Genomic DNA, 15,635 nt, shown 5'->3' with positions numbered 1-15,635 from the left:
GCGATAATAATCACCCTCGTTATATAAAAGATCGCTTATATTATTACTACACCTATCACCAAGAAAAATACTTAATATATAAACAATAATAAATAATGACTGAAAAGTATTTCCCATATAAACATTATCTATTTTATTCACTCTCATTCAAATAAACAAAATACGTTTAAAACTGAAATACCTCAAAATTATTATTGATAAATTTGTTCGTATACGTATAGTTACATGACTTAAAATTCATACAAATGTAAACCTTATAAAATGAATAAAAAAATAGTCACACTGTCTCTGTTAAGCATCATTGCCACCGCGGGATGCAACAGTGCAAGTGGAAGTAGTAGCAATAGCAGTGACGATTCAATCAGTTCGCAAAATAGCTCAACACTGAATGATTCCTCTTTAAGCCTCCTGAGTACCAGTGGTACTCACATCGTTAACGAAGATGGCGATACCGTGCAACTCAAGGGGTTTAACCTAGGTGGCTGGTTTGTATTAGAAAACTATATGTCCCCCGTCGATGCCAACGACGATCCTCTTACCGATTCCTATTCGGTTATGGAAACACTCAACGATCGGTTTGGTGTCACCACGCAGCGCGAACTTATGAAAACTTATCAAGAGTCATGGATTCAAGAAAGTGACATCGAGAACATCGCCAACGCAGGGTTTAATGTAGTACGTATTCCTGTGTGGTGGGGGCAATTTTTCGATTTGGACAATCCAACAGAATCGGGATTTCGTGATGATGCCTTTGATGTGCTCGATAATATTATTAACGCGTGTACCGATAATAATGTCTATGTGATTATTGATATGCATGGGGCGATTGGTAGCCAAAGCTTGCAATCTCACACTGGTAGAGCTGATACCAACGAATTATGGGATTCTGAAGACGACCAAACCATGACCGCGTGGCTCTGGAAAAAAATCGCAGCCCACTATAAAGGTAATAACACGATAGCGGCCTTCGATTTATTAAACGAACCTGATGTTCGCAGTGATACTAGCACCAGTTGGACAACTGCCGATACTAATGAAGTGCTAAGTGTGTATGATCTGTTTTACGATGCAGTTCGAGAAGCCGATCCTAACCGCATGATCATGATTGAAGGTACGTTTGGTAATTGGAACTGGGACCAACTGCCTGATCCCGATGATTACGGCTGGACCAACATTGTGTATGAAATGCACGAATATCAGTGGGATTCAGATGGAGGTACCACCACCAGCGCCTCCACTATTGAAGCTGGCATCGAAAACCAAGTGGAAGACTTCGAAAATCATAAAGATTGGAATGTGCCTGGTTATATTGGTGAATTCAACACCTTCCAAACCACGTCATCGGTTTGGCAATACGCTATCAATGAATTTGATGACGCTGGGCTCAGTTGGAGTATGTGGTCTTATTCTTATAAAGCCGTTAACGGCACCGCTCCTAACTTTTGGGGTTGGTATGACCCAACCTATTGGCCATCGCGCCCGGATCTCACCAACGATACCGCCGACGACATCGCCACCAAATGGCAAAATTGGGCGACCACCGATACGTTTGAGCTAAATAGCGCATTAGGGATTGAGCCTTAGAATTTATAGTAAATAGGTCGCGTAAACGTTGAAGTCTACGCGACTTCATTCCTTATTTTGATATCAAATGAGCATCAAAGCCCTGCTTATCCTCATTAACCCCATCCTTCAACGTCAATTCAGGGATTCGATAGGCGCCGCCATTTTGTTTCAGATATGAAATTGGCTTAATCGAATCTAAACCATTTAAGCGAGCATGGAGTTCTAACTTTATTTTGGAAAATCGCTGAGTATCCATCTTACCCGCTCGATAAATCACCATTGGTGGTAACACATCAAATCCAGGATAAAACAACATACCGTGATTAATCGGGAAAAGGATATCTTCAATCGGTCCATTGACACCCCTTGCACTGTAATGGCTCTCCCATCCACCAACAGTAACTAATAACATCGCCCGCTTCCCCGATAGATTTCCTTCACCATAACGGTCTCCCCAATGAACATCAGAATGTTCCCCATAACCATAGGCAAAACCATAGGCGTATACCCTTTCAAACCAGCCTTTCATTATGGCTGGCATAGAAAACCACCAGAGTGGAAATTGAAAAATAACCGCGTCAGCCCAGAGGAGTTTCTCTTGTTCTACCTGAATGTCATTACTTTGAGTTCCCGATTCAAAGGCAATTTGTGAATCTCGAGATGGGTGAAAAGGAACACTAGAATCTCGTTGCGGCATGTCACCTTCATCCAGAGTAGACTTCCAGCGCATCGCATACAAATCCGAAATCTGTACGTGATGCCCCTGACTATCTAAGTAAGAGACTATCTCTGTCTTTAAAGCGGCATTAAATGACTCAGGTGCTGGGTGAGCATACACAATAAGGATATTCATATCATTTTCCTACTAACAATAGATGGATGATTTATCCTAAGAACTTCTCTGTTATATTAGAAATTAATTACTGAAATACTTGGTATTAGTATGATTAATTTTGCTACTACAGATTTAAATCTATTGAAGACGTTGGACGTGTTACTGACTGAACACAACGTTACTCGTGCAGCACAAAGGTTACATCTATCACAACCTTCAGTAAGCGTTCACCTAGCTAAATTGAGGGAACTGTTTAATGATCCATTATTGATTCCATCATCACGTGGAATGAAGCCTACTCTACTTGCAGAAGAGTTACGTCAACCTCTAAGAAACGCTCTACAATCATTAGAAATGACATTAAATAACAACCAAGTATTTAACCCCGTATTAGAGAACAAAACATGGAAAATAGCCGCCGCTGATTATGCTGAATTCATAGTCATCAAGCCAGTAATGAAAAATCTTATTGGCCAATCAAGCCACTCGAAATTAGCTATTAAGCATATGATTCCAGACAAATTGGTACGTCAACTGGAACGAGGAGAAATCGATATCGCATTTCATGTAAGAGATGATTCCCTTGGAGAGTTGAAGAGTAGAATATTGCTAACCGAACATTACGTTTTGACTGCAAGGAAAACACATCCCTCACTTCGACCCAAAATCGATCTAAAACAGTTTTCAGGCTTAAAACATGCCATTGTTTCACCTAACGGCGGAGGCTTTAGTGGAGAAACAGATACACTCCTAAAAGCGCTGGGGATTGAACGTAACGTTGTTCTATCGGTGCCTAATTTTTACTTTCTGATTGATAGTATTAAACAATCGGATTTGGTTGCTATGTTACCAAGTCGTCTGGTAACAAATGATCCCGAACTACAAATTATTGAACTACCTTTTACACCACCCTCATTTGAGTTGGTCATGCTATGGCACCCACGTTCACATTCAGATCCGGCACACCAATGGTTGAGAGATCAGGTATTAAATACTGCTTTAATCCACTGAATTGCATCGTTAAATAACATATCTTTAGCGCGCTTTATGCCAATGACCAATAAAGAAGGCTTGCTTACCGCAGAAATCGATATGGGTGACATTGCTAAAGCCCGTTATGACCTTGATGTGGTAGGCCACTACGCGCGCCCGGATGTATTTACTCTGCAAGTGGATGAAAGTGAAAAAAAGAGCGTCATCACCAAATAGTGCCCTAATCAGTGCGTAAGTTACCGACAAAAATGCCTCCATCATCGGAGGCATTTTGCTTGATACTTAATGGGATTAACCGAACACACTGGTCCATAACGATGAAATAGGCATCACAATAACTAATGCTGGCAGCATATTGGCTACAGGGAAGCTCTTAATACCGCAAATACGAAAACCGGTAGCGAACATTAATACCCCACCCGCGGCCGTAAAATCAGCCTGCATCATCGGTGTAGTCAGTGGCATAATAACCGTTGCGCCATAAGCCAAACCCAGCTGTATCATCGCTTGAGGAATCGCGATGACCGCAACCGAATAACCCAATGTCGTGGCAAAGATGCTCGCGGTGAAAAAGTCTAAGAAGGATTTTGCAATCAAAACAGATGCATCACCGGTCATCCCTTCATGCATCGCACCAAATATCCCTGTGCCACTAGCACAAAACAACACAATAATCGCCACATATGCATTTAAAAAGTCCGCTTGTGATTCGTTCGTGCCGGGTTCTGAACGGGTAACAAGCTCGACTAACCCCTTGGCTTTACTTCCTAATTTGGCAATGCCTTTTTCAAGGTAGACTAACTCCCCAAATAACGTACCAAGCACTATCGATAACACCATGACAGGCATATTCGCGCCTTTAATCACCAGCATGATCCCCATACACATGGAGACACCACCGAAAATCACTGGCATGGTAGTACGAATGCGCTCGGGCATTTTTGAGCTTAATAATGCCCCGCCAATCCCACCAATTAAGACACATGCACCGTTTATATATGGACCAACTATCACTTACTCTCTCCCATCATTATCTAAGGAGATCGTTTCGCCCCAGCGTGGCATCTGTTCACACTCTATCCCAAACATGCCCAGCGCTCTTGAAACGCTATGGTCAATGATTTCTTCCACCGATTGTGGTTTGGCATAAAGCGCAGGAACCGGCGGAAATACAATCCCACCCGATTCCGTTACCCACTGCATATTGCGAATATGACCGGCATGTAACGGTGTTTCACGCGCCATTAAAACCAAGCGTCGACGTTCTTTTAAAGCCACATCCGCCGCTCGAGTCAGTAAATTGTCTGTCACACCATTCGCGATAGCCGCTAGTGTGTGCATTGAACAAGGAGCAACGAGCATCCCTAGCGTCTTAAATGAACCGCTGGCAATGCTTGCTCCAACTGCATCAATGGGATGAACCACATCGGCAAGGTCTTGGATTGCGCTGGCTGAAATGTCGGTTTCATGTTCTCTGGTTAAGTCTGCTGCAGGCGACATCACAACGTGTGTTTCAATGCCCAAGCTGCTTGCCATCTGTAATGCACGAAATCCATACATAAATCCGGAAGCGCCACTAATACCAATGACTAGTCGATCTTTCGTCATCCCCGATACTCCTAAAATGTCTTGTTTAATTTATTTTTTATTGAACCCTGGAATAAACCGTTCTACGTCTACTTCCATAAATTCACTGCGTTTGAAGTTCGCCTTCAAATCATATGGCACTGTACAATCGAAGATCGTCTTACAAGTGATCCCATGGTCACGAATCGATGGGCTAAACGCCGGATCCGCAGAAGGATCGAGTGGATGGCAACGTACCCCCGGAATAAAAACAGTGCTTACGTCACCTTGATAACGTGTGGTCATGGCCCACATTACATCATCTGTATCAAACGGATCTACATCTTCATCAACAATAATCACATGCTTTAACTCAGAGAATGCGGAGAATGCCAATAATGCTGCTTGGCGCTGACGTCCTTCATCCACTGGTTTAGTCTTTTTCACCTGTAATACGGCTAAGTATTTACCAGTACCTGGTGATGGGCAATGTACGTTTTGTAGTAAACCTGGTAAAGCCTGTTCGACCATATTAAAAATACTTGCCTCTGTTGGAATCCCGGCCATATTCGTGTGTTCATCACTCGGACCAATACAGGTTTGCATGATTGGGTGTTTGCGGTGCGTAATCGCTTTCACTTTAATCACAGGTACGGCTGCTTTAGCTTCACCGGTATAACCTGGAAACTCTGGCATCGCTTTCCCTGTATTGGTGTTTTGATCTTCACGTACACGCACGTTCGGTAGTAATTCACCTTCAATCACGATTTCCGCATTCGCAATACCGAGCGCATCGACGCTCACACATTGTGTTAGTTCAACCGGTTGTTGGCGCAAACCACCAGCGACAGAGAGCTCGTCAAAACCCAGAGGTGTCGTTGGCGCTTCAAAACAAGCACCAATTTCAATCGCGGGATCAACACCAATACTAATCGAAATTGGAAGTGGCTTTCCTGCCGCTTCCGCTTTTTGACGGAAGGTATCTAAGTGACGACCTGGCACAAAATACATCGAAATTTCATCTTTACTCTGCACACATAAACGGTGGATAGTGACATCCGAATCGCCATTTTCAGGGTCTTTCGCATAACACATACCCAATGTGAAATACGGGCCAGCATCTTCTGGTGTATTGGTAGGTGCAGGTAGGATTTTTAAGATATCAAAATCAGGATCCGTGGCATAGTGTACCACTTCTTGGCACACGGCTTTCTCTTTTCCGACCACAATTGGATTAATCGGTTTTTTCACCGCTTCACGAAAGTAATTAGTGATATTTTCCGACGTGGTATTAAACATACGCGCAACACGTTGGCGGGACGATAATAAGCCAATTAACACACGCATATCATCGTAACCTTTGACCTTATTAAAGATCATTGCCGGCCCTCGCTGGGTAGGACGTTTCACCGTGCCATGCGCGCCAACATAACGATACACACCAGATAGCTCTGCAATAGGATCAACTTCTGTATCGGTTTCAATCACTTCGTTATCGTATTGACGTAGCACGTTAAGTGCACTGCGTAGATCAGTCACTTGGGGAAAATCGGTCGGTTGATTTGAATCAGACATCTTCACCTCTCCTTACTTGATTTACTTTCCACTTAGCGGTGTTTACCCCGCTCCATACTTGTATCCGAGGCGGTAAAGAAAGCACCGTGATGATCCCCGCCTGACCAAGTGCTACCCATTCTAAAAATGCTGTGATAATTTACCAATAATATATTAACGCTCTGTGATTCAATTTTGTTATCACAGAAATATACCCGCCACCCGAGGTTTCATTATGGATTATCGCCAACTGCGCTCTTTTTTGACCTTAGCGGAAGAGCTCCATTTTGGCCGCAGCGCGGCTCGAATGAATATTGCTCAACCCGCTTTGAGCTTACATATCAAAAATTTAGAGTCTGAGCTTGGCTTCCCTTTGTTTATCAGAGATCGCCGCCATGTCGCGTTAACCCATGAAGGGAAACAACTGGTTGATAATGCACGTTTAGCGGTAAATCATTATGAAAAGTTCCGCTTGGCAGCTCGCAGTTTAAAACAAGGATTTAAAGGACAATTATCGATTGGGTATGTGGGCTCAGCCATCTTAGATCCTGCTTTTCTTAGGTTAATCAATGGTTATAAATCCACAAAGACTTCGATTGATATCACGTTAGAAGAGTTGGATGTTAACGAACAGTTACAGTATTTACTTGATGGGCAAATCGATATAGGCGTGGTTAGACCTCCAGTCCCTGCGGAAAGCCGTTTTGAATCGATTGATTTTGTCACTCGCCACCTGCTCGCCGTGCTGCCCGAATCTCATCCATTGGCAGACGGCCGTCCTATTGCCTTACCAGACCTCGCCAATGAGCGCTTTTTCATACAAAAAGATCCGACTGGTGTGGGGCTCGGTTGGTCCTCTATCGCGGCGTGTCAAAGAGCAGATTTTACGCCGCAACAACTTGAACTGACAAAAGATGTGTCGGTCGCCATAGGCTCGGTCGCAATGGGACTGGGCGTTTCATTAGTCCCTGAAACTCAAGCTTCTGTGCAACTATCAGGTATACGCTATTGCCCACTAAGTGATACTGAGGCAACAACATCGCTGCGCCTCGCTTGGCTAAAAGAAGGTAGCAATCAAACGGTCACGGATTTTGTGCGTTATACACGTGAATTAATTGAGTAAACTCGTTTAAAAATCAACTAATAAATTCTCTTTCGGTTTCACTTTATTTAAATGTTCATTCGCAAAATCATCAAGAGGTTGCGGCCGACCAAAGTGATACCCTTGAAAGAGCTCAACCCCTTTGTCTTTTAGATAATCAAACTGCTCGATCGTTTCAATACCTTCGGCTACAGCCGGAATATTGATGCGCCTTTTCAGATCGATCACGTTATCGATAATCGCATGATCTAGATCATCAGAGAGAATAAGATCAACAAACTGCTTATCAATTTTCAAATAGTCGAAATCAATTTTTTTGAAATAGACCAGTGAGGAATGCTCAGTACCAAAGTCATCCGCTGCGATTTCAATACCTAACTTTTGGTAACGTTCTAATTGTTCGAGAAATACAGGAGTGAGCGGTATTTTTTGCCGTTCGGTTATTTCCACGACCAAATGGATATGCTCGCCAAGTTGCTCAACAAAACGACTGCAATCTTCATAAAATTGTCGGCTGTTAAGTTCAAAAGCACAGGCGTTAAATCCAATATGAAATCCTTCGGGAAGTGACGTTTTATATTGCTCAAAAAATGCGATAACTCGATCCATCAACATATGCGATATCGATGAAATTTGCCCACTCTGTTCAGCACAGGAGATAAATAAGTTTGGCGGGATGGTCCCCAACAGTGGGTGATGCCACCGAACCAACACTTCCACCCCAACCAGACGTTTTTCACTATCAATCAGTGGTTGGACATAAGGGACAAATTGCTTTTTATACAAAGCTTCTGTAATCGCTAGGCGCAACCAATCAAAATCTTTACAAAACATATAGAGCAGAATACACAGCAGTAACGTACCCACGGTAAACAATAAGTATGTTGAAAGATTGGTATCCACCAGATTGGCGAGAAAGTCTTTGCCATCAATCGAGTAATAGATATCGATATATGGGTTACTAACCACATCTTGCATTCCCATATGATCCATATAACCGCTCATTTTCGGCAACGCTTTCGCATCAAGAACATGCCCACCGATAACGGCATTCAGACGAAAATGGACATGCTCCAAATCGGTAAATAAGAAATTGGACAGCACCTGTGGCGTAATACCAAACAACATGTGGGCGTCACTAACCTTGATGTTTAAGATCACCACATCAGCGCTGGCATTATGAATAAAGACTGGACTTTGAGCGTAATAATTCAGTTGGATGGGTAATTGCTCATTAACAGAGAGATAAGGGTTACCATTAACGCCAGCGATTGTACTGCAGCTGATATGTTGATCTTTCACCACGCTGACTGAGCGAACATATGGGCTAGTCAGTACATAAAGCTCTGCAGCATAAGAAAACTCTGCACAATTACCCGCTAAAGGATAGAGCCGCGATTTGCTCTGCTCAGAAATACTTTCCACAATGGAGTTGATGCGATTTAAAGCTAACTCGCTACCTTCTTTAGCATGCTCTTCTAATGAACGAATGGATGACACTGTGATTAAAGAATAAGCGATGATATGAGCAATAAAAAAGAGCAATACGACGGTACAAGCGGTTAACTGCCGGCTGCTGTATTTCTCATAAATCATCCTAATTATCATATACACGCAAACTCTTAGATAAAATGCGTATAAATTATAGACAAAACACAGTGTTATCGTTTTAGTATTTATTTCGTTTGGTGAGCTCTATTAACAAACACATCATCAACGTGCTTAGTCATTAAATATTCAGAGATCGATTCACCATCAATGCGATATTTATCTTCCAGCTTGCACACAATATCAAACCCTTGATTTTGATATAAATGAATCGCCGATGAGTTATCAGCTAGCACTTCCAAATCCAGCCATTTAATCTTACTTGATCGCCTTGCATAATCGATCACGGTTTTCAATAACGCAGTTCCAACGCCGCAGCCACGACATTCCCGTGCAACGCCCATGCCTAACCATACCCGATGAGAACTGGTTTCTAATTCATCGCGCTTAAGCACAGCATCCCCCATCACTTTGCCATGATCATCCTTTGCTAACCACACCCTTCGCCAACCAATATCTGAGTAACACGTACCAATCCCATATTCATAATTAAAGCGCATAGAGTCATTCACTCGTGCAGTGCCTCGATTATTAGGCATAAACAGTGGTGATCCGTTCATCCCATTATCGTCAAACTGATTTTGCACATGGATAAAAAAAGCATCGAGATCTCCCACCGATGCTAACTGTATATACATATTGTTTTTGCCCTATACTAGTTTATTCGTTACTGCTGATTGATGTTGATCGCACACGGCGACTGTTAAGCATTAATAAGATCCCAACAAGTACAGTAACCATAGATACGACCATTCGGAGCGTTAATGGCTCATGCAAAAATATCAAACCACCAATGGTTGCTAAACACGGTACGCTCAGTTGCGCAGTACTGGCTGTCATCGAATCTATTTTGGGCACAACACGATACCAAAGCGCATATCCGCAAGCGGAAGCAAGTGCTCCCGAAGCAACCGATAGCATTAAACCACGCTCATCAATATGCCATTGTGATTGCTGCACTAAAAACGGTAACACTACAAACGGAATAGCCGCCAAAAAACTAGAGGTAGTCAGTGATAGCGGTTGTCGTTGTCCCTGCCCTGCAATCGTAAATCCCGCCCAAGCTAAGCCAGATAACATCATAAGTAATGCGCTTGTCAGTGGCGGAGAGTTCGTTCCTGGTAGCAGTAAAATAATCGTCCCTACCACTGCTAATCCCATGCCACTTGCTTTCATCCAAGTTAATCGCTCTTTACGCCAAAAGCCATGTAACACCATGGTGATTTGCACCGTACCAAAAAGGATTAATGCACCAATGCCAGAGTCAAGGTGTCGATACGCGAGAGAAAACGCACTAATGTAAATGGCCAATAAAAAACCATGTCGCCATGCACACCGAAATGACCATTGACGACTGACTAAACGATTGATCAGTAGCAACGCAGCGGCTCCGCTAACAACACGTAGCAGTGAGAAACTTGTATCATCAATATGACCATGACCCAACGCTAAACGACACAACACTGAATTTGCAGCAAAGGCGATCATTACCAAAACTAATTGCATATTGAAGATATTATCCTTAGCTAAAGTAAGTGTCTATATTTAAAAAGAAAGATTAAGGCTTACCAATAACGAAAAAAGCCGCTTTGTATTCAACAAAGCGGCCAATGTTTTAACCTTAATCTATGTGAAATTACACTTTGAAACGTTGAACAATATTGCTCAGTTGCTGATTCACCTGAGCGACAGTTTTCATCCCAGCTAAGGTTTTTTCGCCATTATCCGCTAAGTTATTCACGATTTCATTAAGGGCATTCATATTACGGCTTACATCGTGTGTCACACTGGTTTGTTCTTCTGCAGCGGTCGCAATCTGGCTGCTTAAATCGTTAATTTCCGTTACAGAATTAATGACCGTTTCCAATCCATCGTGCACGCTTTGCGCCTCTTGCGCTGTTTGTTCACATTGCGTTTTGGTATTTTCCATCGCAGCAACAATTTCTCTACTACCCGCAACCAAACGTTTGAGCACGACACCAATCTGTTCGGTACTCTCTTTTGTTCTGTTCGCTAATTGACGCACTTCATCGGCCACAACAGAAAAACCCCGCCCCTGCTCACCAGCTCGCGCAGCTTCAATCGCGGCATTCAAAGCAAGTAAGTTGGTCTGTTCTGAAATATCACCAATAACCCCTAAGATAGTATTAATATTTTTAGTTTCGTCATTCATTTCGTTGACTCGCAAAGAAGCGGCGTCGACTTCACTGATTAACGAGGCAATATTGTTCTGCGATTTTGCCACCAGACGACTGGATTCATAGCTTTCCTCATTGGTGCGCTCGGCCAAGCTTGCTGCGTTGGCAATGTCACTAGCCATTGCGCTGGTAGTCGCACTCATTTCATCAATCGCAGTCACAACTTGCTCAGTCTCAATCACGTGATGATTGAGCATATCCGAGTTATCTTTAGAAAACTGCTCCATTTGTTGTACGTTATCTTGCAACGTTAAAGTCGCGCTGCGAATCTCTTGCATCATCGACTGCAACTTATCGACGAAGACATTAACGCTTTGCGCAATTTGGCCTAAATCATCATTGCTGGTGACATCAAGTCTTTGGGTTAAATCTGCGTCACCACTAGAAAGCCCTTGAATCATAGACTTTAAAGATAAGATGGGGCGATAAATCACCTGAATAACCAACAACGCGACAACAGCACTAATCAGCAGCAGCACTACGGTAGTAATAATCGCAGCATTACGCGCAGAAACCAAACTAGCGAACACTTTGTTTTTATCGACAATAACCGCAAAATACCAGTGTTTATTGGCAACATTAATTTGATGAGAAAACAGAACTTTGTCATCACCATCGCTAAAGTTTTGAATCGAGGTGTTTTTACTTACAATTTGATTAACCAAAGGTTTTAGCCAATTAACTTCTGAGCCTTTCATACCTGGCTTAACTGAATTAGGTGCTGATGAGGCCAGTACCGTTGAATCAGAATTTAAAATCAGTGCAGTGGCTAACTCCTGCTTTGCTACATCAACCACCAACTTATTAAGAAACCCTAATTTCATGTCGGCGCCAATCATACCTTGCTTGATACGTTGCACCATACTGATCCAATAGATGTTCGGATCCGATTCATCAGGATAAGGTTCAGTAAGGGCTGGCGTTTCTGCTTTACGCCCATCCTGATAATAACCCATCGTCCGAATATCACCTTCAAACTTATGATTGGGCCAACTGTCGCTCTCTAGGTTCCAATAGGCATCACCACTTTGTTCTAAACCGACAAACGAGCTACCCGTGTTCAGTGTTGTCGCAAAAATATCGGCAAGTTGTACCAAACCTTGTGGTGTACTCGCTGGTAAGTCCGCATTCTTGAATCGTTCTCCTAACCCTTTTAAGCCAGTGATTTTCTCACTAATAAACTGTTCAACCAAGGTTGCTTGATCAGCTACTAACCCATTGTGAGCTTTAAGAATTTGGTTAGTTAAGTTCTCTTTTTGTTTGGCATAAGAAAGGTAATTGGAAATGGCAACAGATAAGCCAACCAACATTAAAATGGAGATGATGAGAATAGACTTCAGGCCTAGCTTATTCATAGTTCGTCCCTGTGTTCATCATAAAAGAAATATATTGCGCGTAGTTAGAGTATCGACGCGTCATTCTGAAAGTTTAGCCGAAAGTCTCAATTTTAATTGAGAATTTCATTATCAATAGAGACAGTATAATAAGGTCGTTGCATAACAATATTGGCATAATACTTCATCTGTATTTAAGCAATTATTGCGCCGTTTTATATCGCCCCGACCATGTGGTAAAAAAGTGAGCATTACTGTCGTGAATGAGCTTGCTCTAGACGCGTTGCTGAATCAATCCCCCCGACATCTTGAGGTCATTGGGGTATACGATATAATCGTTACCGAATTATTTATTGTAGGATTGTAGTTATGCCCCACCCCGCCCATTCCGTTATTGTTCTCGACTTCGAAACGACGGGCCTATCGCCAACGATGGGAGATCGCGCTATTGAAATTGGCGCAGTAAAACTCATTAATGGCCAAGTGGTGGACACCTATCAGCAATTAATGAATCCGGGATTTCGAGTGAGTACTTTTATTGAAGGGTACACAGGCATTACCAATAACATGCTGCGTACAGCACCGAGCAGTGAAGAAGTCATGGCAGAATTTGCCGATTTTATCGGTGATAGTCCTTTAGTCGCGCACAATGCCTCATTTGATAAACGCTTTCTTGATGCCGAATTCGAACGTATCAACACAACTTATTTGGGTCAATTTGCCTGCTCGATGTTAATTGCCCGACGTCTCATTCAAGATTCTCCAACGCACAAACTGGGTGATTTAGTTCGTTTTAAACACATTGAAAACGATGGCACTTTTCACCGAGCACTCGCCGATTCTCAGATGACCGCTCGTTTGTGGCTTTTAATGATCCGAGAGTTAGAAGAGATGGGGATTCCATCCCCAACGATGGGGTTAATGCAGAAAATTAGTAAAACCAATAAACACGCCATTGCACCGCTACTTAAAAAACTCGGTACTGCCATTCAATAAATGGTAAAAGCACCTTAGCTCATATGTTGTTTTGCTCTCTTTTTCGCGTGTTCGCGCTCTTGCTCGGTACTGGCCGACTGAGCAAGCGCTTTAAAATGCGGGCCAATAATACTGTGTAATTTTACGAATAGTGGGGATTGCTCAAGCAAAGCACGTTTAGTAAACCGGATACAACCACTACAATCTGGGTTCTTAGCAACATAATCTCGGGCCTTAATACCATGCCAGCGCGCTAATAGCCGCATACCAAGCAATAATGGTTCACGTAACAAAGGAAACCACCATTTACGTTCGTAGCACCGTTGCATCAAATACATCGTACAACTTCGACAGCCGCCTGCTGCTTTTTCATTTATTGCCATACTCACTTCTCCCTTGAATATAAATCCATATGTCCATAATTAATAAAAGGATGAATGTCAGATTCCTTATAAGGATCAAACGAATAGTTCAATATAGCGCGATGTTGAAAAGCAAATTTGCGAGCATTATCGAGGTATACGAATGATTATACCCAAATGACCTCAAGATGCAGGATTCAGAGGTTACTTGGGTGCATGCAGATAGGCGATAGTTAACCACATACCCGCGTTGGCTGTTTCACTTCCATATTTCAAACAGCCCTGTAATTATTTTCTGAGAAAAGAGCGGGTCTCAATAAAAGAAACGATTTGATCGACCACCTTTTGGGAATAGATCAAAGAGGTGTGATTAAGCTTTAACTCAATCATGTCTTTCGCCTCTGGTAAGATGGCTTCGGTAACCTCAACGACACCATCACCGTCACCAATCTTTATAAAATTTCCCAACCCAATGTTCATTGTGCCTACAATGCACCCGACATCCGGTTCTTGAGATGAGGTATCCAGCCCCTTAGCCAACACATCACTCGTGTTTTTGAAAGGAAATCGCCCCAGTTTACCCTCAATATAGCGTGCCACTCGGCTTCCGTTATGTGGCGTACCAAGTGTCACAATACAAGGATCAACGAAGTTAGGTTGATAACGTGAAAAATACTCACGGATGAGTAAGCCACCTAATGAATGACCAACAAACACAACATCTCCACCTTGTTGTACTTCTTGATTAAGCTTTTCAACCCCTTTATTAAATTGCAGCGTGTTATATCCGAACACTTGGACCTTGTAACCACGAGGTTTCAGCCTATGCGCCAATAACTGCATAATATTCTTGGGCATATATAAACCATGCACCAACACGATTTTCTTCATATTTTCCTAGCCCTGTATTTTATAAAATATCGAATTCTTGTATCAGTTCATACAATACCGGCATCACTGACAGAGCCAGTAACCCACCCATAGAAAAGTTAAACCACCGACGATATCGATCGAGAGTTAGGTATTGTTTCAAAGCCACCCCAAACATTAGCCATACGCCAACACAAGGAAACGCAACCACGAGAAAAATGCTACAAAGCAACAAGTTTTGTGAGATTGCCGAGCTGCCTACCGCCCCAAAAGCAGCAATAGCTCCTGTGGCGACGACCCAAGCTTTAGCATTAACCCATTGAAATAAAGCGCCTTTAAAAAAGGTTAATGGCTCAGATTGAGTGCTTGAATCCCCAATACCACTTGATGTCATGATGAGCCAAGCAAGATAAAGTAAATAGAATGCCCCTAATGCTTTAATGATAGTGTGCAGCACTGGAAACCAAGCAAAGACTTGTCCTAGCCCTACTCCCACAAGGAAAATCATAAGGGCAAAACCAACACAAATCCCCGTGAGAAGCGGTAAACTTCGTTTAGAACCAAAATTGACACCAGAGCTCATTACCAAAATATTGTTAGGTCCCGGGGTGACGGATGTTGTGATAGCGAAAATCACCATCGCTATTAAGTAGTCCATTACTTGATCTCATG

At 42.7% G+C, this 15,635-nt stretch carries 16 protein-coding genes; 5 read left to right on the top strand and 11 right to left on the bottom strand.

Annotated elements, in window-relative coordinates:
* Positions 1-261 precede the first annotated feature (261 nt).
* Positions 262-1,584 (top strand): glycoside hydrolase family 5 protein, encoded by a 1,323-nt coding sequence (locus I1A42_RS06780; RefSeq protein WP_196123000.1) that lies wholly within the window; start codon positions 262-264, stop codon positions 1,582-1,584.
* A 52-nt stretch (positions 1,585-1,636) separates the two neighbouring features.
* On the opposite strand, the gene I1A42_RS06775 is transcribed toward I1A42_RS06780, so the two are convergent.
* Positions 1,637-2,419, bottom strand: coding sequence for an NAD(P)H-dependent oxidoreductase (locus I1A42_RS06775; RefSeq protein WP_161156542.1), 783 nt, complete (start codon positions 2,417-2,419; stop codon positions 1,637-1,639).
* Positions 2,420-2,509: 90 nt separating this feature from the next.
* Between I1A42_RS06775 and I1A42_RS06770 the strand changes: the two genes are divergently transcribed.
* Positions 2,510-3,412 carry a LysR family transcriptional regulator gene (locus tag I1A42_RS06770; RefSeq protein WP_161156540.1) on the top strand — a complete coding sequence of 301 codons (903 nt, stop codon included), beginning with the start codon at positions 2,510-2,512 and terminating at the stop codon, positions 3,410-3,412.
* A gap of 36 nt (positions 3,413-3,448) precedes the next feature.
* Positions 3,449-3,610, top strand: coding sequence for a hypothetical protein (locus tag I1A42_RS06765; protein ID WP_196122999.1), 162 nt, complete (start codon positions 3,449-3,451; stop codon positions 3,608-3,610).
* Positions 3,611-3,685: 75 nt separating this feature from the next.
* Here I1A42_RS06765 and I1A42_RS06760 read toward each other — a convergent pair whose 3' ends face one another.
* From I1A42_RS06760 to I1A42_RS06750, 3 genes are read right to left on the bottom strand one after another with little or no spacing between them, the layout of a single operon-like run.
* Positions 3,686-4,408 (bottom strand): DUF554 domain-containing protein, encoded by a 723-nt coding sequence (locus I1A42_RS06760; protein WP_161156538.1) that lies wholly within the window; start codon positions 4,406-4,408, stop codon positions 3,686-3,688.
* Positions 4,409-5,002: a UbiX family flavin prenyltransferase gene (locus I1A42_RS06755; protein WP_161156536.1), complete on the bottom strand. Its 594-nt coding sequence runs from the start codon at positions 5,000-5,002 to the stop codon at positions 4,409-4,411. It abuts the gene before it with no gap.
* A 30-nt stretch (positions 5,003-5,032) separates the two neighbouring features.
* Complete coding sequence (locus I1A42_RS06750) at positions 5,033-6,535, bottom strand: UbiD family decarboxylase (RefSeq protein WP_196122998.1); 1,503 nt, start codon at positions 6,533-6,535, stop codon at positions 5,033-5,035.
* Positions 6,536-6,749: 214 nt separating this feature from the next.
* Here I1A42_RS06750 and I1A42_RS06745 point away from each other — a divergent pair, with 214 nt between their 5' ends.
* Positions 6,750-7,637 carry a LysR substrate-binding domain-containing protein gene (locus I1A42_RS06745; RefSeq protein WP_161156534.1) on the top strand — a complete coding sequence of 296 codons (888 nt, stop codon included), beginning with the start codon at positions 6,750-6,752 and terminating at the stop codon, positions 7,635-7,637.
* A gap of 6 nt (positions 7,638-7,643) precedes the next feature.
* On the opposite strand, the gene I1A42_RS06740 is transcribed toward I1A42_RS06745, so the two are convergent.
* From I1A42_RS06740 to I1A42_RS06725, 4 genes are all read right to left on the bottom strand, one after another.
* The gene (locus I1A42_RS06740) at positions 7,644-9,212 is read right to left on the bottom strand and encodes an EAL domain-containing protein (RefSeq protein ID WP_196122997.1); all 1,569 of its coding nucleotides are present in this window, start codon (positions 9,210-9,212) and stop codon (positions 7,644-7,646) included.
* Between the two features lie 80 nt (positions 9,213-9,292).
* Positions 9,293-9,862, bottom strand: a complete 570-nt coding sequence (locus I1A42_RS06735) for a GNAT family N-acetyltransferase (RefSeq protein ID WP_196122996.1) — start codon at positions 9,860-9,862, stop codon at positions 9,293-9,295.
* Positions 9,863-9,884: 22 nt separating this feature from the next.
* A complete protein-coding gene (locus I1A42_RS06730; protein ID WP_161156528.1) occupies positions 9,885-10,730 on the bottom strand; it encodes a DMT family transporter in 846 nt (281 codons plus the stop codon).
* A gap of 130 nt (positions 10,731-10,860) precedes the next feature.
* Entirely contained in the window at positions 10,861-12,777 is a 1,917-nt protein-coding gene (locus tag I1A42_RS06725; protein WP_196122995.1) for a methyl-accepting chemotaxis protein, read from the bottom strand.
* Positions 12,778-13,125: 348 nt separating this feature from the next.
* Here I1A42_RS06725 and I1A42_RS06720 point away from each other — a divergent pair, with 348 nt between their 5' ends.
* Complete coding sequence (locus tag I1A42_RS06720) at positions 13,126-13,752, top strand: 3'-5' exonuclease (protein WP_196122994.1); 627 nt, start codon at positions 13,126-13,128, stop codon at positions 13,750-13,752.
* Between the two features lie 14 nt (positions 13,753-13,766).
* Here the strand turns inward: I1A42_RS06720 and I1A42_RS06715 are convergent, their stop codons facing one another.
* From I1A42_RS06715 to I1A42_RS06705, 3 genes are all read right to left on the bottom strand, one after another.
* A complete protein-coding gene (locus tag I1A42_RS06715) occupies positions 13,767-14,114 on the bottom strand; it encodes a nitroreductase (protein ID WP_196122993.1) in 348 nt (115 codons plus the stop codon).
* A gap of 267 nt (positions 14,115-14,381) precedes the next feature.
* The gene (locus tag I1A42_RS06710; RefSeq protein ID WP_161156520.1) at positions 14,382-14,984 is read right to left on the bottom strand and encodes an alpha/beta hydrolase; all 603 of its coding nucleotides are present in this window, start codon (positions 14,982-14,984) and stop codon (positions 14,382-14,384) included.
* A 19-nt stretch (positions 14,985-15,003) separates the two neighbouring features.
* Complete coding sequence (locus I1A42_RS06705; protein WP_196122992.1) at positions 15,004-15,621, bottom strand: LysE family translocator; 618 nt, start codon at positions 15,619-15,621, stop codon at positions 15,004-15,006.
* Positions 15,622-15,635 lie beyond the last annotated feature (14 nt).

Origin of the sequence: Vibrio nitrifigilis (assembly GCF_015686695.1) — a bacterium.
GTDB lineage: Bacteria > Pseudomonadota > Gammaproteobacteria > Enterobacterales > Vibrionaceae > Vibrio > Vibrio nitrifigilis.
This window is presented reverse-complemented; position numbering and strand designations above follow the sequence as displayed.